This window comes from Micrococcus sp. Mcc89 (assembly GCF_024519795.1).
GTDB classification, from domain to species: domain Bacteria; phylum Actinomycetota; class Actinomycetes; order Actinomycetales; family Micrococcaceae; genus Micrococcus; species Micrococcus luteus.
On record NZ_JALJRI010000021.1, the window covers coordinates 1 to 21,519 of the forward strand.

General features: G+C 72.1%; 20 protein-coding genes. 10 read left to right on the plus strand and 10 right to left on the minus strand.

Features of this window, described 5'->3' with window-relative positions; all coding sequences use genetic code 11:
• Positions 1–61: 61 nt before the first annotated feature.
• Both NR072_RS02205 and NR072_RS02210 read right to left on the minus strand, forming a co-directional pair.
• Positions 62–1,498: a phage/plasmid primase, P4 family gene (locus NR072_RS02205; protein WP_256835989.1), complete on the minus strand. Its 1,437-nt coding sequence runs from the start codon at positions 1,496–1,498 to the stop codon at positions 62–64.
• Positions 1,479–1,739 carry a hypothetical protein gene (locus tag NR072_RS02210; protein WP_256835990.1) on the minus strand — a complete coding sequence of 87 codons (261 nt, stop codon included), beginning with the start codon at positions 1,737–1,739 and terminating at the stop codon, positions 1,479–1,481. The genes NR072_RS02205 and NR072_RS02210 overlap by 20 nt, the downstream gene beginning before the upstream one ends.
• Positions 1,740–1,798: 59 nt before the next feature.
• Here NR072_RS02210 and NR072_RS02215 point away from each other — a divergent pair, with 59 nt between their 5' ends.
• Positions 1,799–1,945, plus strand: coding sequence for a hypothetical protein (locus NR072_RS02215; RefSeq protein ID WP_256835991.1), 147 nt, complete (start codon positions 1,799–1,801; stop codon positions 1,943–1,945).
• 101 nt (positions 1,946–2,046) lie between these two features.
• Here NR072_RS02215 and NR072_RS02220 read toward each other — a convergent pair whose 3' ends face one another.
• The 6 genes from NR072_RS02220 to NR072_RS02245 all read right to left on the minus strand — a co-directional run bounded on the left by NR072_RS02220 (position 2,047) and on the right by NR072_RS02245 (position 8,081).
• Complete coding sequence (locus NR072_RS02220) at positions 2,047–2,460, minus strand: hypothetical protein (RefSeq protein WP_049161558.1); 414 nt, start codon at positions 2,458–2,460, stop codon at positions 2,047–2,049.
• A complete protein-coding gene (locus NR072_RS02225) occupies positions 2,457–2,765 on the minus strand; it encodes a hypothetical protein (RefSeq protein ID WP_256835992.1) in 309 nt (102 codons plus the stop codon). The genes NR072_RS02220 and NR072_RS02225 overlap by 4 nt, the downstream gene beginning before the upstream one ends.
• Before the next feature lie 494 nt (positions 2,766–3,259).
• Entirely contained in the window at positions 3,260–4,171 is a 912-nt protein-coding gene (locus NR072_RS02230) for a tyrosine-type recombinase/integrase (protein WP_256835993.1), read from the minus strand.
• Positions 4,172–4,285: 114 nt separating this feature from the next.
• Positions 4,286–5,869 (minus strand): RNA polymerase sigma factor, encoded by a 1,584-nt coding sequence (locus NR072_RS02235; protein WP_256835994.1) that lies wholly within the window; start codon positions 5,867–5,869, stop codon positions 4,286–4,288.
• Positions 5,870–6,029: 160 nt separating this feature from the next.
• Positions 6,030–7,088: a DUF4192 family protein gene (locus NR072_RS02240; protein ID WP_044659524.1), complete on the minus strand. Its 1,059-nt coding sequence runs from the start codon at positions 7,086–7,088 to the stop codon at positions 6,030–6,032.
• A gap of 36 nt (positions 7,089–7,124) precedes the next feature.
• The gene (locus NR072_RS02245) at positions 7,125–8,081 is read right to left on the minus strand and encodes a PAC2 family protein (RefSeq protein WP_256835995.1); all 957 of its coding nucleotides are present in this window, start codon (positions 8,079–8,081) and stop codon (positions 7,125–7,127) included.
• Positions 8,082–8,315: 234 nt separating this feature from the next.
• Here NR072_RS02245 and NR072_RS02250 point away from each other — a divergent pair, with 234 nt between their 5' ends.
• From NR072_RS02250 to NR072_RS02265, 4 genes are all read left to right on the plus strand, one after another.
• Positions 8,316–9,848, plus strand: a complete 1,533-nt coding sequence (locus tag NR072_RS02250) for a leucyl aminopeptidase (RefSeq protein WP_256835996.1) — start codon at positions 8,316–8,318, stop codon at positions 9,846–9,848.
• 115 nt (positions 9,849–9,963) lie between these two features.
• Positions 9,964–11,343 (plus strand): dihydrolipoyl dehydrogenase, encoded by a 1,380-nt coding sequence (gene lpdA, locus NR072_RS02255; protein WP_036383063.1) that lies wholly within the window; start codon positions 9,964–9,966, stop codon positions 11,341–11,343.
• A gap of 98 nt (positions 11,344–11,441) precedes the next feature.
• Positions 11,442–13,307, plus strand: coding sequence for a 2-oxoglutarate dehydrogenase, E2 component, dihydrolipoamide succinyltransferase (gene sucB, locus NR072_RS02260; RefSeq protein ID WP_036314088.1), 1,866 nt, complete (start codon positions 11,442–11,444; stop codon positions 13,305–13,307).
• Positions 13,308–13,325: 18 nt separating this feature from the next.
• Complete coding sequence (locus tag NR072_RS02265; protein WP_010078527.1) at positions 13,326–13,670, plus strand: hypothetical protein; 345 nt, start codon at positions 13,326–13,328, stop codon at positions 13,668–13,670.
• A 116-nt stretch (positions 13,671–13,786) separates the two neighbouring features.
• On the opposite strand, the gene NR072_RS02270 is transcribed toward NR072_RS02265, so the two are convergent.
• On the minus strand, positions 13,787–15,460 hold the full coding sequence (locus NR072_RS02270) for a serine/threonine-protein kinase (protein ID WP_049146952.1): 1,674 nt from the start codon (positions 15,458–15,460) through the stop codon (positions 13,787–13,789).
• A 108-nt stretch (positions 15,461–15,568) separates the two neighbouring features.
• On the opposite strand from NR072_RS02270, the gene lipB reads away from it, so the two are divergent.
• Genes lipB through NR072_RS02285 form a run of 3 tightly spaced genes read left to right on the plus strand, consistent with a single transcriptional unit; the run spans position 15,569 to position 18,113 of the window.
• Entirely contained in the window at positions 15,569–16,270 is a 702-nt protein-coding gene (gene lipB, locus NR072_RS02275) for a lipoyl(octanoyl) transferase LipB (RefSeq protein ID WP_036314221.1), read from the plus strand.
• Positions 16,267–17,274, plus strand: coding sequence for a lipoyl synthase (gene lipA / locus NR072_RS02280; protein ID WP_036383060.1), 1,008 nt, complete (start codon positions 16,267–16,269; stop codon positions 17,272–17,274). The genes lipB and lipA overlap by 4 nt, the downstream gene beginning before the upstream one ends.
• Positions 17,275–17,300: 26 nt before the next feature.
• The gene (locus NR072_RS02285) at positions 17,301–18,113 is read left to right on the plus strand and encodes a DUF4191 domain-containing protein (protein ID WP_036314203.1); all 813 of its coding nucleotides are present in this window, start codon (positions 17,301–17,303) and stop codon (positions 18,111–18,113) included.
• Positions 18,114–18,235: 122 nt separating this feature from the next.
• Here the strand turns inward: NR072_RS02285 and NR072_RS02290 are convergent, their stop codons facing one another.
• Complete coding sequence (locus NR072_RS02290; protein WP_049146950.1) at positions 18,236–18,736, minus strand: RDD family protein; 501 nt, start codon at positions 18,734–18,736, stop codon at positions 18,236–18,238.
• A 151-nt stretch (positions 18,737–18,887) separates the two neighbouring features.
• On the opposite strand from NR072_RS02290, the gene glnA reads away from it, so the two are divergent.
• Together glnA and NR072_RS02300 are read left to right on the plus strand one after the other, a co-directional pair.
• Positions 18,888–20,312, plus strand: a complete 1,425-nt coding sequence (glnA, locus tag NR072_RS02295; protein WP_036314201.1) for a type I glutamate--ammonia ligase — start codon at positions 18,888–18,890, stop codon at positions 20,310–20,312.
• Positions 20,313–20,465: 153 nt separating this feature from the next.
• Positions 20,466–21,470, plus strand: coding sequence for an LLM class flavin-dependent oxidoreductase (locus NR072_RS02300; RefSeq protein WP_036314199.1), 1,005 nt, complete (start codon positions 20,466–20,468; stop codon positions 21,468–21,470).
• The last annotated feature ends 49 nt before the right edge of the window (positions 21,471–21,519 follow it).

Genomic DNA, 21,519 nt, shown 5'->3' on the forward strand with positions numbered 1-21,519 from the left:
GGATCAACCCCTACCTGTGACCACCCCGCTTACACAGACAAGTTGACACGCCCTCACCCGGTCAGTCCTCGCACTCGGCGGCGAGTCCGATTCCGAACCGGACCATGCCCACTTTCCTGCGCTTAGCCGGGTATCCCAGGCGGTCCAGCTCAGCCCCGAATGCCTTAGCGCTCAGGGGGTCTGCCCCGTCCTGCACCGCCCATGCCGCCCATGACTGGTGCAGGTCACTGGAGCGCGCGGACGCGCCGGACATGACGACGCAGTTCTCGGCGATGAACCGGCGCACCGCGTCAGACTGGACCGCGTAGGCGTCCGTCGCGGCCTTCACCGCGTCAGGCTCACCCATGCCGTGGTCCTCGTAGTCCCACCACCCGCGCACGGCCCACGTCACCACAGCGTCAGCGGCGGCGCGCAGACGCTCGGGCAGGGCCGTGTCCCGGTGCTCGGGCGGAATCACCACGTCAAACGGGATGACCCGGACCCGTCGCCACACCGCCGGATCGTTGCCCTTCACCTTCGGCAGATGATTGGTGACGAACACGAATTGGTGCGAGGGCTCCCAGGTGACAGGCGGCTGGTACAGGTTGCGCGCCGTGATGGGATCACCACCGGTCAGGCGCTTCATCAGCGCCGCGTCCAGGGGCTTGCCCTCTTCGGTCTCAGAGCCGATGACCAAACGGGCACCGAACAGCTGCATCATCTCCGGCCCGCCCGGCCCCCGTCCGGAGGTCATCAGCATGTCGGGGTCAATAACCGCCGCGTAGTCCCCCAGCGCGTGAGCGATGGCCGTATACGCGGTTCCCTTGCCGTTCGCCCCGGTCCCGGTCAACACCGGGAACAGGTGCTCACGGACGGCCCCGAACACGGCTTGCCCGATGACACGTCGCAGATATTCCCGCTCTGCTTCGACCGGGAGGATCGTTGCCAGAAACGCTTCCCACACGCCCCCGTCCGCGTCCGGGTCCCACGCGCCACGACACACGCGCGTCAAGCGGTCGGCGGGGTCGTGGGGGCTCAGGGTTCGTGTTCGCAGGTCCAATGTCCCGTTGGCGACGTTCAGCAGGTAGGGGTCGGCGTCGAGGGCGGACACCGGCACACGGATACCGGGCAGGGTGGCCGCGATGTCCAGGACGCCCCGAATGCCGGCGGCGTTCTCGCACCGGCGCACATCATCACGCAGATTGCGGTCACCTTCGTGGGACTCGGCCAGAGCGGAGCGCAGCACATCGTGCACGGCCCGTTCAGCGGCGGCGGTCTCATCCGGTGCCCACCGTGTGCCGTCCCAGTGGTGCCAGTCCATGCCGTTGACGTACATCAAACGGCCCTCATAGGCTTCGGCGAGCCGGTGGGCCATGCGGAGCTGTCCCCGGTGCTGCTCCCCCGGACGCTCAGGTGTGGGCGTCTGCTCGGCGTAGAGGTCGGGGGCGAAGTAGTCCGGGCGCTCACGGGTGACAGCGTTCAGGTCGATCTCTTCCAGGTCATGCGGCGCGGCGGTCATGGTCGGTCGCCTCCTTCAGTCCGGCGCGGGCCTGGGCGTACCAGGCGTTGAAGTGGGTCACGGATCGGGCGCGGGCAGCCTCGGCACCGTCCCAGCCGTGGAAGATGCGCGCTACCGAATCCGCGACGGCGGGGTGTACGTGCTCGCAGGGCGGGTGAGCGGCGAGGGCCGCATTCCATCCGGCCTGGAACATGGCGCGGTCCGCTTCGATCCGCTCGGCGACGGTCTCGGCGGCGCTCATGCGGTCTCCCCCCATCCGTGGCCCTCCGGCACGAGGCGGCAGAGGACAACCTCGGCCCGGTGGCCGCGCGCGACGGCGCGATCTGCGGCCCGCTGGGCGGGCTGAGCCTGGAGGAAGACGCGGCGACGGTGGCGCGGCTCAGGGTCTCCGGGGACGGTGACCACGAGCACGAAAACACCCGCGACCAAATCAGCCGCATCCGCTAGACTAGGAGCAGACTTAGGCGCATTGGTGGTGGCCGGGTCAGTTGGTTTCTGGAACGCCGTCCCCGGGGTGAGGGGGCGGCGTTCTTCCATGTGCGAGAGGCTCATGCGACCACCCCCGCCCGCCGGTTGTTGTGGGCATCGATGTACGCCAGGGCGGCGTCGCGGCGACGGCCACGAGTCACTGTCTGGTAGGCGGCGTGTTCGTCCTCGCCCATCGTCGGGGTCCGGTCGGGTCCGACGTTGCCCGCCTCGGTCAGCCGGTCCACGGAGCGCAGGTGCCGGGCGGGGCGCGGGTGGAGGTCGTCGGCCCATCGCTCGGGGAGGACGTCGCGGGCCAGAGGTTCGGATGTCTCGACGTGGCGCGCGATCAGGTCAGCGCCCCGCCGGGAGAGTCGCAGCTCGTGGCGCAGGTAGGTCTCCAGTTCCTTGACGGTGAACGTCAGGCGGTTGATGACCTGGGGTGTGGGCTTCGGCGAGCATCCGCTCGCAGCCGGGGCGGGGACGGCGGCTCTCACTGGGCATCGCCACCCAGGGCGCGCAGCTCGGCCTCGGCAGCCACGGCGGCGGACGCTTCGCGGGCACGGCGGCGAGACTGAGCCGACTTCAGGGCCAGGCGCTGGAAGTACGCGCGGCGCAGGTGCTCGGCACGGCGAGCACGCTCAGCGGGAAGGAGGGTGCCCTCCGGGTCGGCCTCATGCTCGAATCGCGCCATGAGCGCGGCGCGGGCGGGGGCGGTGCGTGCGGAGCGGTCTTCGGTGTGTGCCCAGGATTCATGGGCGGCGATGGATGCACGGAGCCTGGACTCAGCGGAAGTGGGCATGGCGAGTAGACCTTTCGGTCACCTCGCGAGCGGCCCATCTCTCACGACTTGTTGCGTTTGACGCCAAACACGTCAGGCTGTGCAGGTTTAGACTAGCACAGCGTCTACCGTGTCGCCACACACAATCAGGTTGATTCGATAGTTGCCGTGGCATTTCGGACAGACGGCGTTTCGATCCAGGGGCGCCCGCCCCATGCGGGACAGGCCCAGGTCCAGATCAGTCGGGACGGCCTCCAGGCTTTCAGGTGTCACGATAGGACCGGTGGCCGCTGCGTCGAGGGCTGCTCGCGCGCGTCGAGCTGCATTGGCTGCGCTCGGATAGTCGCCCATCATCGCCGCATCCGCGATCACAGCTTCCATGTCCGTGCGGAAACTCTCCGTGTGCCCGTCGCGCCCACCGGGGCGGCGAAGGACTAGGTGACCGTGGTGACGTTCGAGAGCGGCCACGAGACGCCCATCCTTCGGGCACCGAATCTTGGTCACAACTTCAACAGTCACAGGTCCCCCAGGTTGAGCGAACGGGATTCGGAAATAGCGCGGTCTGTGGCGCGGGCGCGGGTGTAACGCTGCAACATGTCGGGTCGCTCCCATCCCGCGACGGCCATCAAGCCCGATTCAGACCCGCCGGCAGCGAGCCAGCGGTGAGCGGCGGTGTGCCGCAACAGGTGCGGATGGAAGTGAGATAGTCCCGCCGCTGCGGCGCGGGCCTTGAGCGTCTTATGCAGTGCGTCATAGGAGAACGCCCTCCCCCGATCCCCCAGCCACCATGCATCAGTGTGGGCGAGCCGATGTTGGGCGCGCAGTCGCCGGTAACGGTCCAGGGCGCGGGCGGTCTGGGGGCCGAACGGGACAACACGGCCCTTACCACCCTTGCCCCGCCGGATAATGACGGTCCCGCGCAGCAGGTCCACGTCCTCGGCCCTGATAGCTGCGGCCTCGCCTGCACGCAGGCCAGTCTCCACCATCAGACGCACCAACGCCTCGTCACGGCGGTCGTAGAACTCCCGGCCCGAGCACGCTTTGATGAGCGCCTTCACCTGGTCATCGGTCAGCGGCTCGACCACCTTCGCATCCAACTTGGGGGCCTTTAGGCCGACGAGCGGGTCCGTCGCCAATTCGCCCTCGTCAACCAGGAATGCGGAGAACCGGCGTAGCGACAACTGGCGGGCGCGCAGTGTGGACCCCTCGCGACCCTGGTCGGCCAGTGCGTTGATGAACATCTGCACATGCCGCTTGTCCAGTACGGGGGCCGCTCCCCGTGAGGTGTGGAACTCCACGAACTGCTCCACGCCCGCCCGGTAGGACTTGATGGTCTGAGCGGACTTGCGCTCAGCAGACAGCGCCAGGGTCCACGAGTCGAGCAGGTCCAACAGGTCCAGCTCGGGCACATCGGGGGGCGTCGTCATGCCCCCATCCTAGCAATATCTGTACTGAGAGCGCTATGCGGTGGTACGCTCATGTTCGTCAGGCCCCAACAGGCCCGGAAACAAGCGGAATCCACCGCACAGCACCTAACTCTCTCAGTCCAGGTAGTCCCGGAGCACCTGCGAGCGGGAGGGGTGACGCAGCTTGGACATGGTCTTCGACTCGATCTGGCGGATGCGCTCTCGTGTCACTCCGTAGACCTTGCCGATCTCGTCCAGCGTCTTGGGCTGGCCGTCGGTCAGGCCAAAGCGCATGGCGACGACACCGGCCTCGCGCTCGGAGAGCGTGTCCAGCACCGAGTGCAGCTGCTCCTGGAGCAGCGTGAAGGAGACGGCGTCCGCGGGCACGACGGCCTCGGAGTCCTCGATCAGGTCGCCGAACTCGGAGTCGCCGTCCTCGCCGAGCGGGGTGTGCAGGGAGATGGGCTCGCGGCCGTACTTCTGCACCTCCACGACCTTCTCCGGGGTCATGTCCAGCTCCTTGGCCAGCTCCTCCGGGGTGGGCTCGCGGCCGAGGTCCTGGAGCATCTGCCGTTGCACGCGGGCCAGCTTGTTGATGACCTCCACCATGTGCACCGGGATGCGGATGGTGCGGGCCTGGTCCGCCATGGCGCGGGTGATGGCCTGACGGATCCACCACGTGGCATACGTGGAGAACTTGAAGCCCTTGGTGTAGTCGAACTTCTCGACGGCGCGGATCAGGCCGAGGTTGCCCTCCTGGATGAGGTCCAGGAACAGCATGCCGCGGCCGGTGTAGCGCTTGGCCAGGGAGACCACCAGACGCAGGTTGGCCTCGAGCAGGTGGTTCTTGGCCTTGCGCCCGTCCGCGATGATCAGCTGGATGTCCCGGCGCTCGCGGTAGTCGTCGGAGGCCTCGTGCTGCACGACGTGCTCGGCGTAGAGGCCGGCCTCGATGCGCATGGCCAGGTCCACCTCCTGCTCGGCGTTGAGCAGGGCGACCTTGCCGATCTGCTTCAGGTAGTCCTTCACCGGGTCCGCCGTGGCGCCCGCCACGACCACCTGCTGCACCGGGGCGTCGTCCTCGGAGTCGTCCATGACGAACGCGCCCTTGGACTGGGCCACCTTCTGGCCCGTGGCGGCCTTCGTGCCGGTCACGGCCTCCGCGTCCATCGCCGGACGCTCCGGAGCGTCCGAGCCGTCCGCGTCCTCGTCGTCCGAGTCCTCGGTGGCGGTCTCGTCCTCCACCACGTCCTCCTCGACGGCGTCCGCGGCCTCGGTGCGCTCGCGCGCCTCGACGAACTCCTCGTCGTCCTCGGCCTGCTCGGCGGAGGCGGCGGAGGCGGTGGCCTTCTTGCCCCGGGTCGTGGCGGTCTTCTTCGCGGCGGTGGTCTTGGCCGTGGCGGTGGTCTTGGCCGCGGCGGTGGTCTTGGCCGCGGCGGGCTTCCGGGTCGCCTTCTTCTTGGCCGTCGGCGTGGCAGCGGTCTTGGTCGCCGCCGACTTCGTCGCGGTCGTCCGCGTCGTGGCGCCCTTGGTCGTGGCGCTCTTGGTCGTGGCGCTCTTCGTGGCGGTCGACTTCTTGGCTGCCGTGGAGCGGGTGCGCGTGGTCGTGGCCCCGGAGGCAGTGGTCTCCTTGCCGTCCTGCGCACCGCTGGTCGTCGAAGTGGTCACTCGAGGCCTTTCCGTCTCGTCCGCGGCCACCCGCGGATCCTTGCAGTCCATATACACGTGACCCTGTCAAGTCCGGGCCTCGGACGACCGACGTCGTCCGGGCCCGCCGACTGCAGGGTCCGTGAGTGCCAACGACGGCTGAGACCGATCTATTCCGCACCCGGGAAACGGGCTGCGGTCGGCCGTGCCGTCGTGAAGCCGCATCATTCTCTCATGGGCGGCCACCGTCGGGCCGCCACGCGGTGGCCGGGTCGGTCGCCCAGCCTGCGACGCACCCCGCGGCCACGATGCGTCGCAGGACGGAGACGAACGGGTCGCCGGGACTCAGCGCCGCCGCCGCGGTCAGGTGGGCGTCCGCGTCGGAGCCGTGGCCGCGGGCCCAGCCGACCCACCCGGCCAGCGCCAGGGCCTGCGCCGCCACAGCCGGCGTCGCGACGGGCACGAGCGCGCGCAGCCCCGCCCGCAGGGCGTCCAGCCGATCCCAGGCCGGCGCCCGGCCCGAGGCCGCGGTGAGGATCCGTTCCTCGTCCCCCGGATCCCCCGTGGCCGCGCCGGACGGCGCGGCGGCATGGAGCAGCAGGCCGTCGCGCCAGGCCGGACGCGTCAGCGGCGAGCCCAGCACGGCCGGTGCGGGCGCGCCGCGGTCACGAGCCGCGCCGGTCAGCACCGACTCCCACTGCGCCAGCCACGCGCGGCGTGCCGCGGGCGCGTCCTGCTCGGGAGGCCGCCACCGCGCGTCGTCGGCCCGGGCCGCCGCGGGACCGCGGCGCGGGACCGGGTCGGGCACTGCTGCACGGTCCCAGACCGAACCGCGGGTCATCAGGTGCAGGGACAGCGGCGCGGCTCGGGGGTCGAGCGGGCCCTCCTCGGCGACGCCGCTCCCCCACCAGGGGCGCGCCCGTCCCCGCGCGCACGTCCAGGCCGCGGTCAGGGGGCGACCCGCGGACGCCAGGGCGTCGTCGAGCGCCGCGGCCCAGCCGGGACGGGCGAGCGTGGCCCGGGCGCCGTCCGGCAGCGCGAGGCAGAGCGTCGCGTCCGCGGCTGCGTCCCGCCGGCACACCTCGGCCACGGCGCAGGCCCAGGCGCCGACGTCGACCTCCTCGGGAGGCAGGTCGACCCGCACCACGGCGCGCAGGCGCCCGTCGCGCAGGGTGAGGAGGACCAGGCTGCCCTCGGGCAACCGCCCGAGGGCGTGGCCGACGTAGGCGAGCAGGTCCTCCGGGCCGCGGGCCGGCAGGACGGGGACGTCGAGTGAGGTGGGGGCTTCCATGCCGCCACCCTGGCCGACCGGGCGCCCGCGGTGGGATCAGTCCCCGTCGCCGGTGGACGGACGGCCGGGTCCGTCCTCCTGTGCAGGAGCGGACCCGCCGCCGGCGTCCCGCGCGGCGAGGTACGCCTCGACGGCGGAGGCGAGTTCGTCGCCGTCGGGCAGGCCCTGCTCGGTCTCGAGCAACGACCGCTCCTGGTCCTCGGCGTTCTGGTCGTAGTTGCGCTCCAGGCCGGCGATCATCTGCTGGATCTCCCCGGACCCGGAGACCTGGCGCTCCAGCTCGGCCTCGATGTCCCGCGAGGCGTCTCGCAGGTCGTCCGAGGGCAGCATGAGCCCCATGGCGGCCCCCGCGTACTCGAGCGCGGCCACGGCCGCCTGGGGGAAGGACGCCTCGGCCACGTAGTGCGGCACATGGACGGTGTAGCCCGCCGTCGGCAGGTCCGCCTCCTCGGCGCGCAGCTCCAGCATCTGCAGCAGCCCCGCGACGATGTCCGCCTGCGGGCTCCAGGTGGACAGCCCCTCGACGGCCTCGGCGCGGGACCCGTGGGTCGTGACCCCGAGCCGCCGCGTGTGCGGCACGGGCAGCGGGGCCGCGTCGAGGAACGTGAGCGAGTCCACCTCCCACTCCTGCGCGAGGCCGAGCACGGCCTCCGTCACCGCCTGCCACCGGAAGTCCGGCTCGGGGCCGGACAGCAGCAGGAAGGGGTGGCCGAGCAGGTCCTCGACCAGCTGCACCTCGAGCGCGGGCAGGCGCAGATCGCGGTAGCGGTCCCGGTCGAACCGGAGCCGGGGACGCCGGGCGCGGTAGTCGAACATCGAGTCGACGTCGAAGGAGACGACGGTCCGATGGGTCAGGTGCTCATGCAGGGCGGCCCGCACCTGCCGAGCGACCCGGCCCGCGTCCATGTGCCCGGTCAGGGCCACGAGCATGCCCAGGCCGGGGGGCACGGGCGCCCCCTCATGACGGGTGTACAGCGGCGCGGCGTCCTGCACGTCTCGTTCCCCTTCCGGTGGTCCGTCTGCGGGAGAGCCGTCCCCGCCGCCCGGATGGCGACGGACGCGGATCCCTCCCTATCCTCTGGCGTCAGTCAACCACGGCACGGCACCCTCCTATTCCGCGCCCGCGCGCCCTGGACGGGCGCGCGAGCCCTCTGGCTAGGATGACGCGGGACGGCCCGGCCCACCCCGCCGGGCGCATCCCCCCACCCCCGGAAGAGAGGCCCGTCCGTGATCACCCTGGACCGCCCGACCCTGACCGCCTGTGCCCTGGAGGACCTGACCGCCTCCGCCCTCGTGGTGGGGGTGGGCACCGGCCCGGACGGCCCCGTGCTCCTGACGGACGCGCTGCCGGCCGAGGCGGCCACCGCCCTCGAGGCCTCGTTCGAGCTGCTGGGCGTGCGGGGCGCCGAGGACGAGGTCCATCGCCTGCCGGGCCTGGGCGGCGTGCCGGTGCCGCTGCTGGTCCTGGCCGGCGTCGGCGGTCTGGACGACGACGGCGAGGCCGCGGACGAGTCCCTGCGCCGCGCCGCCGGGGCTGCCGTGCGCTCCCTGGCCGGCACCGACGCCGTGGCCCTGGCCCTGCCGGCCGACACCCCGGCCCGACTGGCCGCCGTCGCCGAGGGCGCCGTCCTGGGCGCGTACGCCTTCACCGCCCAGAAGTCCGAGCGCGCCCGCGCCGAGACGGACACGTCCCGTCCCGTCCGCGAGATCGAGGTCGTCACCCCGCTCGCCGCCGCGGACGCCGACCCCGTGCTGCGCCGGGCCGCCGTCGTGGGCGACGCGGTCTGCGCCGTGCGCGACCTGGTGAACACGGCCCCCTCGCACCTCTACCCGGCCACGTTCGCGGACGCCGTCGCGGAGGACCTCGCGGACTCGTCCGTGAGCGTGGACGTGTGGGACGAGGACCGCCTACGCGCCGAGGGCTTCGGCGGCATCCTCGCGATCGGCCAGGGCTCCTCCCGCCCGCCGCGGCTCGTGCGCATCGAGCACGCGCCGGCCGACGCCGCCGCGCACATCGCGCTGGTGGGCAAGGGCATCACCTTCGACACGGGCGGCATCTCGCTGAAGCCCGCCGCCTCGATGATGACGATGAAGTCGGACATGGCCGGCGCCGCCACCGTCTTCGCCGTCGTGCGCGCCGCCGCGGCCCTGGACGTCCCTGTGAAGGTGACCGGCTGGCTGGCGCTGGCCGAGAACATGCCCTCGGGCACCGCCATCCGCCCGTCCGACGTCATCACGATGTACGGCGGCAAGACCGTGGAGGTCATGAACACGGACGCCGAGGGCCGCGTCGTCATGGCCGACGCCCTCGTGGCGGCCACCGACGAGCGACCCGACGCGGTGCTCGACGTGGCCACCCTCACCGGTGCCCAGCTGGTCGCCCTCGGCGTGCGCCACACGGGCGTCATGGGTGACGACGCGCTGCGCGACGAGGTCGTCGCCGCGGCCGACGCGGCCGGGGAGCTCGCGTGGGGCATGCCCCTGCCGGAGCAGCTGCGCGCCTCGCTCACTTCGCGCGTCGCGGACATCTCCAACATGGGCGACCGCTTCGGCGGCATGATGACCGCCGCCACCTTCCTGCGCGAATTCGTCGACGCCGGACGGTCGGAGGGCGACGCCGCCGCACGGACCCCCTGGGCCCACCTCGACATCGCCGGCCCCTCCTTCAACGAGTCGGCCGCGTACGGCTACACCCCGCAGGACGCCACCGGCGTGATGGTGCGGACCCTGGTGGGTCTCATCGAGGGGCGTGCCCGGTAAGGTTGGTCCCGATGTCCACCGCGTCCCCGGCCGCGCGGCCCGCCGCCGACGGCCGGGGGTGGCGGTGACGCACCACCACCACGATCCACCGACCCCAGCACCAAGGAGCAACATCGTGGCCGACAAGGCAACCGCTCAGGAATTCGACGTCCTCGTCCTCGGCGGTGGCTCCGCCGGGTACGCCGCAGCCCTGCGTTCCGTGCAGTACGGCAAGTCCGTCGCCCTCGTGGAGAAGTCCAAGGTCGGCGGCACCTGCCTGCACTGGGGCTGCATCCCCACGAAGGCCTACCTGCACGCCGCCGAGGTGGCCGATGAGACCCGCAACGCCGCCAAGTTCGGCGTCAACGCGACCCTCGAGTCCGTGGACATGGCGAAGGTGCGCGACTACAAGGACGGCATCGTCGCCGGCAAGCACAAGGGCCTGGCCGGCCTGCTGAAGATGCGCAAGGTCCAGGTCATCGAGGGCGAGGGCAAGCTCGTCTCGAAGAACGAGGTCGAGGTCGACGGCACCCGTTACACGGCGGAGAACATCGTGCTGGCCTCCGGCTCCGTGGCCAAGACCATGGGCCTGCCCATCTCCAAGAAGATCATGACCTCCACGGAGGCCCTCGAGCTGGACTACACCCCGAAGTCGGCCATCGTGCTCGGCGGCGGTGTCATCGGCTCCGAGTTCGCGTCCCTGTGGAACTCCTTCGGCGTCGACGTCACCATCATCGAGGGCCTGAAGACCCTGGTCCCCAACGAGGACCCGGCGATCATCAAGGTCCTCGAGCGCGAGTTCAAGAAGAAGGGCATCAAGACCAACCTGGGCACGTTCTTCGACAAGGTCGAGGAGACCGACTCGGGCGTCAAGGTGACCCTCGCGGACGGCAAGGAGTTCGAGGCCGAGGTCTGCCTCGTCGCCGTCGGCCGCGGCCCGAACACCGAGGGCCTCGGCTACGAGGAGCAGGGCGTCAAGATGGACCGCGGCTTCGTCCTCACCGACGAGCGTCTGCACACCGGCGTCGGCAACATCTACGCCGTGGGCGACATCGTTCCTGGTCTGCAGCTGGCGCACCGCGGCTTCCAGCAGGGCATCTTCGTGGCCGAGGAGATCGCCGGCAACAAGCCGATGGTCGTCGAGGACATCAACATCCCGAAGGTCACCTTCACCGAGCCGGAGATCATGTCCGTGGGCTACACCCAGCCCAAGGCGGAGGAGGAGTTCGGCAAGGACAACGTCGAGGTCGCCGAGTACAACCTGGCCGGCAACGGCAAGTCCTCGATCCTCGGCACCGGCGGCATCATCAAGATGATCCGCCAGAAGAACGGCCCGATCGTGGGCGTGCACGGCATCGGCAAGCGCATCGGCGAGCAGATCGGCGAGGCGCAGCTCATCGTGAACTGGGAGGCCTACCCCGAGGACGTCGCCCAGTTCGTGCACGCGCACCCCACGCAGAACGAGGCCCTGGGCGAGGCCGCCATGGCCCTGTTCGGCCACCCGCTGCACAGCTGACCCACCGCACTGACCATCCCGGGCCCGTGCGTCGGGCCCACCTCGCAACCCCGGGTGGGCGCCCCCGGCGCCCACCCCTCATGAGGAGCATCGGAACCATGTCTGAAACCGTGAACCTGCCCGCCCTGGGCGAATCCGTCACCGAGGGCACCGTGACCCGCTGGCTCAAGGCCGTCGGCGACGAGGTCGCCGTCGACGAGCCCCTGGTGGAGGTCTCCACCGACAAGGTCGACACCGAGATCCCGTCCCCCGTGGCCGGCGTGCTCGAGGAGATCCTGGTCGAGGAGGACGACACGGTCGAGGTCGGCGCCCCGCTGGCCACGATCGGCGACGGCTCCGGCGGCGGCTCCGCCGACGCGTCGGAGGACGACGCCGCGGCCGAGGAGCCCGCCGTCGAGGAGGCGCAGCAGGACGACGCCCAGCAGGAGCCCGCAGGCGAGCCGGCTCCGGAGGAGCGCGCCTCCACCGACCAGGGCTCGGACGGGGCCCCGTCGGCCGGCGGCGAGGCCTCCGAGGTCACCCTGCCCGCGCTGGGCGAGTCCGTGACCGAGGGCACCGTGACCCGCTGGCTGAAGTCCGTCGGCGACGAGGTCGAGGTCGACGAGCCGCTGCTCGAGGTCTCCACCGACAAGGTCGACACCGAGATCCCCTCCCCCGTGGCGGGCACCCTCCTGGAGATCCGTGCGGAGGAGGACGACACCGTCGAGGTGGGCGCCGTCCTCGCACTCGTCGGCTCCGGCTCCGCCGGCGGCGGCTCCGCCCCGTCGGAGGGCTCCTCCGGTCAGGACGAGGCGTCCGCCGAGGAGATCGAGGACAAGGCGACCGAGGCCGAGGCCCCCGAGGAGACCGAGGAGGCCGCCGAGGCCGCCGGCGCCGAGAAGTCGGAGAAGACGCCGGAGGCGTCTCCGTCCGAGGAGGCCTCCCGGCGCGAGTCCGCTGAGCGCGACTCCGCGCAGGCCGAGTCCGCCGAGGCGCCCTCCGCCACCGAGCCCGGCCAGGGCTACGTGACCCCGCTGGTGCGCCGCCTGGCCCACCAGAACAACGTGGACCTGTCCACGGTTCGCGGCACGGGCGTCGGCGGCCGCATCCGCAAGCAGGACGTGCTCGCCGCCGCGCTGGCCTCGCAGGCCGCCGCGGGCGGGTCCGAGGCTCCGGCCGAGCAGGCCTCCGAGGCTGCCGCCCCGTCGTCCGCCCCGGCCGCTGCGTCCGCCCCGGCCGCGAGCTCCTCCGTGGACCCCTCGGTCCGCGGCGAGGTGGAGAAGGCGCCGCGCATCCGCCAGGTCATCGCCCAGCGCATGCGCGAGTCCCTCGACCTGTCCGCCCAGCTGACCCAGGTGCACGAGGTGGACGTCACCCGCATCGTGCAGCTGCGCAAGAAGGCCAAGGCCTCCTTCCAGCAGCAGGCCGGCGTGAACCTGACGTACCTGCCGTTCATCACCAAGGCGGTCGCCGAGGCCCTCAAGCAGCACCCCAAGCTGAACGCGTCGTTCTCCGAGGACAACAAGGAGATCACGTACCACGCGTCCGAGGACATCGCGATCGCCGTGGACACGGAGAAGGGGCTGCTGGTGCCCGTCATCAAGGACGCCGGCTCCCTGAACCTGACGGGCCTCGCCCAGAAGATCGCCGACGTGGCCGAGCGCACCCGCACGAACAAGATCTCGCCGGACGAGCTCTCGGGCGGCACGTTCTCGATCACGAACATCGGCTCCGTGGGCGCGCTGTTCGACACGCCGATCATCAACCAGCCGCAGGTCGCGATCCTGGGCATCGGTGCGATCGTCAAGCGCCCCATGGTGGTGACCGACGCGGACGGCAACGACTCGATCGCCATCCGCCACATGATGTACCTGTCCCTGACCTACGACCACCGCCTGGTGGACGGGGCCGACGCGGGCCGCTTCCTGACGACGCTGCGTCAGCGTCTCGAGGGCGGCGAGTTCGCCAACGAGCTGGGTCTCTGACGGAAAGGGAGAAGGACTGTGGATATCCTGCACAGCATCCTGGTGGCCGTGCACATCGTGTCCGCCGCAGCGATCGTGGGCGGTTGGTTCGCGCACTTCCGCAACCCGACCGTCACCACCTCGCAGTGGTGGGGCTCCGTGGGCATGATCGTCTCCGGCGTGGTGCTTTTCGGCCTCGCCATGAGCGGGGAGCCGAACCACATGAAGCTGGGCGTCAAGTTCCTGATCGGCGTCATCGTCTTCGTGGCCGCCCTGATCGGCCGCCGCAAGTCCAACCGCGGGGAGGTCGTGCCCACGGGCCTGGCCCACGCGGTGGGCGGTCTGGGCCTGGTGAACATCCTGGTCGCCGTCCTCTGGCAGTGATCAGCCCAGGCGGCTGACGCCGCACCACGCCGCGGGCCCCGGGGAGCTTCTCCCCGGGGCCCGCGGCGTCCCCCCGTCTGGACCGCCGGCCTCCGGCGCTGGATCCGGGCCCGGGGTCAGCGCGGATCGACGGTCTCGACCCGCCACGTCCGACCCGCCGCGCCGCCGTCCCGCCCCTCGGGGCCCTCTCCGTGGCCGCTGCGCAGGACCAGCACGACCTCCTCGGCCGTCGCCTCCCGATGCGCCGCCACGCGTCCCGCGCGGTCCAGCACGGTGTGGGCCGACGTCCGGAGCACGGCGTCGACACGCAGCGCGTCGTCCCCGGCCCGCCGGGCGGGTCCGGCCTGCTCCACCGTCACCTCGAGGCCGGAGAAGGCGAACCCCTCGTCCGTCAGCCGGCGCAGCAGATCCCGGTCGTTCTCCCACGCCGGTCCCCCGGGCACGGCGTAGGCGTCCAGTCGCGCAGGCTCCGGGTCGATGAGCGCGGCAGTCCGGGCGTGGCCGACCGCGGCCAGCGCCTCGCCCACGTCGACGGCGTCCTCCCCGGCGGCGTCTTCGCCGGGGGCACCCGCGTCCGGCACCCTCGCCGGCGTCCCGCTCTCCGGCGTCCCGTCCGCCGGGCGCGCCGCGTCCACCGAGGTGCCGGCCGGCACCGCGCCCGCCGGCTCCGGCGCCCCCTCCGTCGCGTCGCCCAGGGACGCCGGCCACCACAGCCCGGCGGTGCCGCCGCCCACGGCCAGCGCGGTGGCCAGCCCGGCGGCCACGAGGACGCCCCGGCGTGGCGCCGCCCCCCGTCGGCGCGCGAGCGCGCGCCGTCTCGGAGCCGCGCGTCGTCCCCGGCGTCGCCGCGTGGGCCCGGAGCCCGGCAGCACCGTGGGCAGCAGGTGCGCCACCTCGGCGGGGGCGGCCTCTCCCAGCGGGACCGGCTCGGGCCGGGCCGTCGCGTATACGGCTGCGGCGGCCTCCTCCGCGCTCGGCCGCGCCGCCGGGTCCGGGGAGAGCGCCGCATCGAGCAGCAGCGCGAGCTCGGGGGACGCTTCGGGGACCAGGACGGGCAGCGGCGCCCGATGCCCGGCGGCGCCCGGCGCCCGACCGGTGAGCGCGTACCAGCCCAGGGCGGCCCACGCATGGACGTCACTCGGCGCCCCCACCGCCGGAGACGCCCCCGGTTCCGCCCCGGCCCCCTCCACCGCGGCGAGCGCCTCGGGGGCCGCGAAGCCCGGCGTCGCCCCGGCCCCCGACGCCCCGCCGACCACCCGGGCGACGCCGAGGTCGGCGAGGGCCGGGCTGCCGTCGACGCCGAACAGGACGTTCGCCGGGGACACGTCGCCGTGCACCACCCCCTCGCGGTGCAGGCACGCGAGAGCCTGGGCGATCGGGACGAGCACGGTGACGGCCTGCCCCGGGCTCAGGGGTCCGACCCGCTGCACCATGTCCTGCAGCGTGCCGGCCGCGCGGTGCTCGGTGAGGACCCCGAGGCCCCGGTCCGTCTCCACCACGCCGAGCACGCGCAGCAGATGGGGATGCGCGACCCGTCCGGCCTGCGCCTCCGCCGCCAGCGCATCCGGCGCCGCGCCGGCACGGGGCACCTTCAGGGCGGCCCGGACGCCCCGACCGTCCTCGACGAGCCAGACCTCCGCCTGGGCGCCCGCGCCGAGCAGCCGGACGGGTTCCCAGCCCGGGGCGCGCGGCGCAGCCGTGCCCGGCTCCGACGACCTCTCCGGTTCGGTCTCCGGCCCGCCGCCGACGCGTCCGGCCGCGCCGCCGTCCGCCTCGTCCCAGTCCCGCATCGGTCTCCCCTCTCCGCCGCGCCGTCCGTTCCAGCCCAGGGTGCCGCATGTCCCCGAGCGTCACGGCGGTTGTCCACAGGTCCGGGCCCGAGGACTACAGTGGACGTCATGCCCGAGACACCCCTGCCGCCCCTGCGCGTGCTCGGCCTGGCGCCCGACCTGGTGGACTACCACGCCGCCTGGGACGCCCAACGCGCCCTGCACGCGGACGTCGTCGCCGGCCGCTCCGACGGCGAATTCCTCCTCCTGGAGCACGAAGCCGTCTACACGGCCGGTCGCCGCACCGAGGACGCCGAGCGCCCCACGGACGGCGCCCCCGTCGTGGACGTGGACCGCGGCGGCAAGATCACATGGCACGGGCCGGGCCAGCTGGTCGGCTACCCCGTGGTCCGGCTGCGCGACCGTGCCCACGTCAAGGACTACGTCTGGTTCCTCGAGGAGCTGCTGATCCGCACCGCCGCCGAGTTCGGCGTCACGGCCGTCCGCGTGGACGGGCGGGCAGGCATCTGGGTCCTCGCGGACCGGGACGACGACGGCACGGCCCGCCCGGACCGCAAGGTCGGCGCCATCGGCCTGTCCATCCACGACGGCGTCTCGATGCACGGCTTCGCACTGAACTGCTCCAACTCCCTGGCCCCCTACGAGGGCATCATCGCGTGCGGCATCACGGACGCCGCCACCACCACCCTGTCGGTCGAGACGGGCCGGACCATCACCCCGGCCGACGTCGTGCCGGTGCTCACCCGTCATCTGGACGAGCTCGGGCCTGCGTACATCGCCGTCACCCCCACGGAAGGAATCCCCGCATGAGCCTCGCCCCCGAAGGACGCCGCCTGCTGCGCGTGGAGGCGCGCAACGCCGAGGTGCCCGTCGAGCGCAAGCCCGAGTGGATCAAGGCCAAGGTCCACATGGGCCCCGAGTACATCGGCCTGAAGAACAAGGTCAAGTCCGCCGGCCTGCACACCGTGTGCGAGGAGGCCGGCTGCCCCAACATCTTCGAGTGCTGGGAGGACCGCGAGGCCACGTTCCTCATCGGCGGGGACATCTGCACCCGCCGGTGTGACTTCTGCGACATCACCTCCGGCAAGCCGCGCCCCCTGGACATGGAGGAGCCGCAGAAGGTCGCCGAGAACATCCGCGAGATGGACCTGCGGTACGCCACCGTCACGGGCGTGGCCCGTGACGACCAGAAGGACGGCGCGGCGTGGCTCTACGCGGAGACCATCCGCCGCATCCACGCGCTCAACCCGGGGACCGGCGTCGAGATCCTGCCGCCGGACTTCGGCGCGGTGCCGGAGCTCGTCCAGCAGGTGTTCGACGCGCGGCCCGAGGTGTTCGCGCACAACCTGGAGACGGTGCCGCGCATCTTCAAGCGCATCCGCCCGGCCTTCACGTACGAGAAGTCCCTCCGGGTGCTCACGATGGCCAAGGCCGACGGGCTCGTGACCAAGTCCAACCTCATCCTCGGCATGGGCGAGGAGGACCACGAGATCGACCAGGCCCTGGTGGACCTGCACGAGGCCGGCTGCGACATCATCACCATCACGCAGTACGTGCGGCCCTCGAAGCTGCACCACCCCATCGACCGCTGGGTGAAGCCGCAGGAGTTCGTCCAGTGGTCCCAGCGCGCCGAGGAGATCGGTTTCCAGGGCGTCATGGCGGGCCCGCTGGTGCGCTCGTCGTACCGCGCGGGCAAGCTCTATGCGCAGGCCATGCAGCGCCTCGGCCGGACCCTGCCGGAGAACCTGGCGCACCTGGCCGGGGAGAAGACCGCCCGCCAGGAGGCCTCCGCCGTCGTCGCCCAGATGTCCTGAGCCGCCCGACTAGACTGGACCCCGTCATGACGAAGAACAGCCAGCCCCCCGCGTCCTCCTCCGGCTCCACCTCCGCCACGCTCAAGGAGGTCAAGGCCATGCAGCGCGAGCGTCGCCTCCGCGAGAAGGAGCAGGCGAAGGCCCAGCGCCGGGACAAGCGCGCCACGAAGGGCCCGGGCGTGATCTCCCAGCTCAAGCAGGCCTACGCCATGACCAAGGCGCACGACCCCAAGGTCGGACTGTGGATGCTGCTGGCCTTCCTGGGCGCCCTGGTCGTCGGCCTCGTCATCGGCCTCCTGCTGGACAACTGGATCACGTGGCTGCTCATCGCGATCCCGTTCGGTGTGCTCGCCGCCGTCGTCATCCTGAACCGGAAGGCGCGCCGCGCCGGGTTCGCCCAGCTCGAGGGCCGCCCCGGCGCCGCCGGCGCCGCGCTCTCCACGCTGGGCCGCGGCTGGATCGTGTCCGAGCAGCCGGCCGCCGTGAACCCGAAGACCCAGGACCTCGTCTACCGCGCCGTGGGCCGGCCGGGCGTCGTGCTGGTGACGGAGGGCCCCTCCCCCCGCGTCGCCGCGCTGGTGGTCAAGGAGGAGAAGGCCATGCGCCGCTTCCTGCCCGGCGTGCCCGTCACCGTGGTGGAGTCCGGCAACGGCCAGGGCCAGGTCCCGCTGCACGAGCTGCCCGGCACGCTCAAGGGCATGAAGAAGGCCCTCACGGCGCAGGAGGTCCAGGCCGTGGACAAGCGTCTGACCGCGCTCAACACCAACCGGCTGCCCATCCCCAAGGGCGTCGACCCGAACAAGGTGCGCCCGAGCCGGCGCGCCATGCGCGGCCGCTGAGCGCCGACGCACCCGCGCGAAAGGGGGGCGCCCCGCCGAGGATTCGGCGGGGCGCCCCCCTTTCGTCGTGTCCGGCCTCGCGTCGAGTCGGATCCGGCGTCGTCCGGCGCGGGCCGGTGCGCTCACATGCGGATCTCGACGGTGCCGGCGACCTTGTCGTGCATGCCGCGGCCGTCCGGGCCGACGACGACGGCCGGCAGCACGAGGCACAGCAGCGCCGTGCGCACCACCACGCGGTGCACGGGGGCGGTCCGGCCGCCGAGGCGCACCACCTGGGTGCGGCACACGGCCTTGCCCACGGTGGTGGCCAGCAGGGTGATGCCCAGGATGTGCATGGTGGCGAAGACCATCAGGGTGGCGATCGCGTCGGAGTCGAAGAGCAGCCAGGACACGCCCAGGGCCAGGAACCAGTCGATCACGAGGGCGACGGCGCGGCGGGCCGCAGTGGCCATCGAGGTCGGGCCGTGCTCGGGCAGGCCCAGCAGGTCCCCCGGCCAGCGGCCGCCGGCCAGGCCGCCGCCCGGACCGTCCACCCAGCCGGCGAGGTCGCGCCGGGTGATCAGCGGCTCGTCGCGGCGGGTCGGTTCGGGCTCTTGCGCGGGGTCGGGTGCTCTGCGTGCCACCGGCCCAGCCTACCGGCGCGGAACCGCGAGGCTCGCCGTGGGGCGTCACCGACGCCCACGGAGGCCGCCGGGCAAGTAGGGTGATGACACCCGCCACGCCAGCGCCGCCGTGCCGGACATGCCACCATCGTCACGACCACAGGAGCGCACCATGTTCACCTCCCCCGCGGACGTCCTCGCGTACATCAAGGATGAGGGGATCGAGTTCGTCGACGTCCGCTTCACCGACCTCCCCGGCATGCAGCACCACTTCAACGTGCCCGCCTCGAGCGTCGACGAGGACTTCTTCGTCACGGGCCAGCTCTTCGACGGCTCCTCGATCCGGGGCTTCGCCGGCATCGCCGAGTCCGACATGCAGCTCATCCCGGACGTCGCGACGGCCTTCGTGGACCCCTTCCGGGTCCGCAAGACCCTCACGATGAACTTCTCCATCGTGAACCCCCGCACCGGCGAGCCCTACCTGCGCGACCCGCGCGGCGTGGCCCAGCGCGCGGAGGCCTACCTGAGCTCCTCCGGCATCGCCGACACGGCGTTCTTCGCCCCCGAGGCCGAGTTCTTCATCTTCGAGGACGTCCGCTACGAGTCCTCCCCCCGCGGCTCGTTCTACGCCGTGGACTCGGACGAGGCCTGGTGGAACGCCTCCCGCGAGGACGAGGGCGGCAACCTGAGCCACAAGACCGGCCTCAAGGGCGGCTACTTCCCCGTCTCCCCCACGGACAAGCAGGCCGACCTGCGCGACGAGATCTGCTCGGTCCTGGCCGAGGTCGGCCTCGAGGTAGAGCGCTCCCACCACGAGGTGGGCGCCGCGGGCCAGGCGGAGATCAACTACCGCTTCAACACGCTGACCCACTCGGCGGACGACCTGCAGAAGTTCAAGTACGTCGTCAAGAACGTCGCCAACATGTTCGGCAAGTCCGCGACCTTCATGCCCAAGCCCGTCTTCGGCGACAACGGCTCCGGCATGCACTGCCACCAGTCCCTGTGGAACGGCGGCGAGCCGCTGTTCTTCGACGAGAAGGGCTACGCGAACCTCTCGGACACCGCCCGCTGGTACATCGGCGGCCTGCTGAAGCACGCCTCCGCGGTCCTGGCCTTCACCAACCCCACGGTGAACTCCTACCGCCGCCTGGTGCCGGGCTTCGAGGCCCCCGTGAACATGGTTTACTCGCAGGGCAACCGCTCGGCGGGCATCCGCATCCCGATCACCGGCTCCAACCCGAAGGCCAAGCGCATCGAGTTCCGCGCCCCGGACGCCTCGGGCAACCCGTACCTCGCGTTCGCCGCGCAGCTGATGGCCGGCCTGGACGGCATCCGCAACCGCATCGAGCCGGCCGAGCCGATCGACAAGGACCTCTACGAGCTGCCGGCCGAGGAGGCCGCCGACATCCAGAAGGCACCCGCCACCCTGGACGAGGCCCTGAACGCCCTCGAGGAGGACCACGAGTTCCTCCTGGCCGGCGACGTGTTCACCGAGGAGCTGATCGAGACCTGGATCGCGTACAAGCGCGAGATGGAGATCGCCCCGCTGGCCCTGCGCCCGAACCCCTACGAGTTCGAGCTGTACTACTCGGTCTGATCCGCCCGCCGCGGCCCCGACGACGGCCGTTCGTCTCCCACGCCGGAGGCGGGCGGCCGTCGTCGTGCCCGGCCGCGGAATAGTCCGGGGCCGGTGGGCGCTGGATCTGTGGAGACCTCCGCCCGGCCGGGCGGCCCGCAGACCAGGAGCACCATGACCGAGCACACCGCCCCCACCCCCCTGCCGCTGTCCCTGCTGGACCTCGCCCTCGTCCGCGACGGCGCCCCGATGGGCGAAGCCTTCGCCGAATCCGTGGAGCAGGCCCGCGTCGCCGAGGCCGCCGGCTTCCGGCGCGTCTGGTACGCGGAGCACCACAACATGCCCTCCATCGCCTCCTCCGCCACGGCCGTACTCATCGCGCACGTGGCCGCGCACACCGACTCGATCCGCCTCGGCTCCGGCGGCGTCATGCTGCCCAACCACTCGCCGCTGGTGATCGCCGAGCAGTTCGGCACCCTGGCCGAGCTGCACCCCGGCCGCATCGACCTGGGCCTGGGTCGCGCCCCCGGCACCGACCAGCGGACGCTGCAGGCGCTGCGCCGGGATCCGTCGGCGGCCGAGCGCTTCCCGCAGGACGTGCTCGAGCTGCAGGGCTACCTCACCGGCCAGAGCCTGATCCCCGGCATCGACGCCTACCCCGGCAAGGGCACCAACGTGCCGCTGTACATCCTCGGCTCCTCGGCGTTCGGCGCCCAGCTGGCCGCGCAGCTCGGCCTGGGCTACGCGTTCGCGAGCCACTTCGCACCGCAGATGCTCGAGCATGCGGCGCGCCTGTACCGGGAGCACTTCGAGCCCTCCGAGGCCCTCGCGGAGCCGCACTTCATCGCGGCGGCCAACGTGATCGCCGCGGACACCGAGGAGGTGGCCGAGCGGGAGTGGCAGGCCGCGCAGCGGGCGCGCATCCGGATGATGCTCGGCCGGGGCCGCACCCTCACCGACGACGAGGTCGAGATGCTGCTGCACTCCCCCGCCGGTCAGCAGGTGCTCGGGATGCTCGAGTGCACGGCCGTGGGCACCGGCCCGACGACGGCGGCGTGGCTGCACGACTTCGCGGCGCGGGTCCAGGCGGACGAGCTGATCATCACGACGGCGGCCCAGGACGCCGGCGTGCGGCGACGCACCCTGGAGCTGCTCGGGGAGCACGTCGTGCGCGCCTGAGCCGGCGCTCGCGACACCGGAGCACGGCCGGCCCGCCACCCCGTCGAGG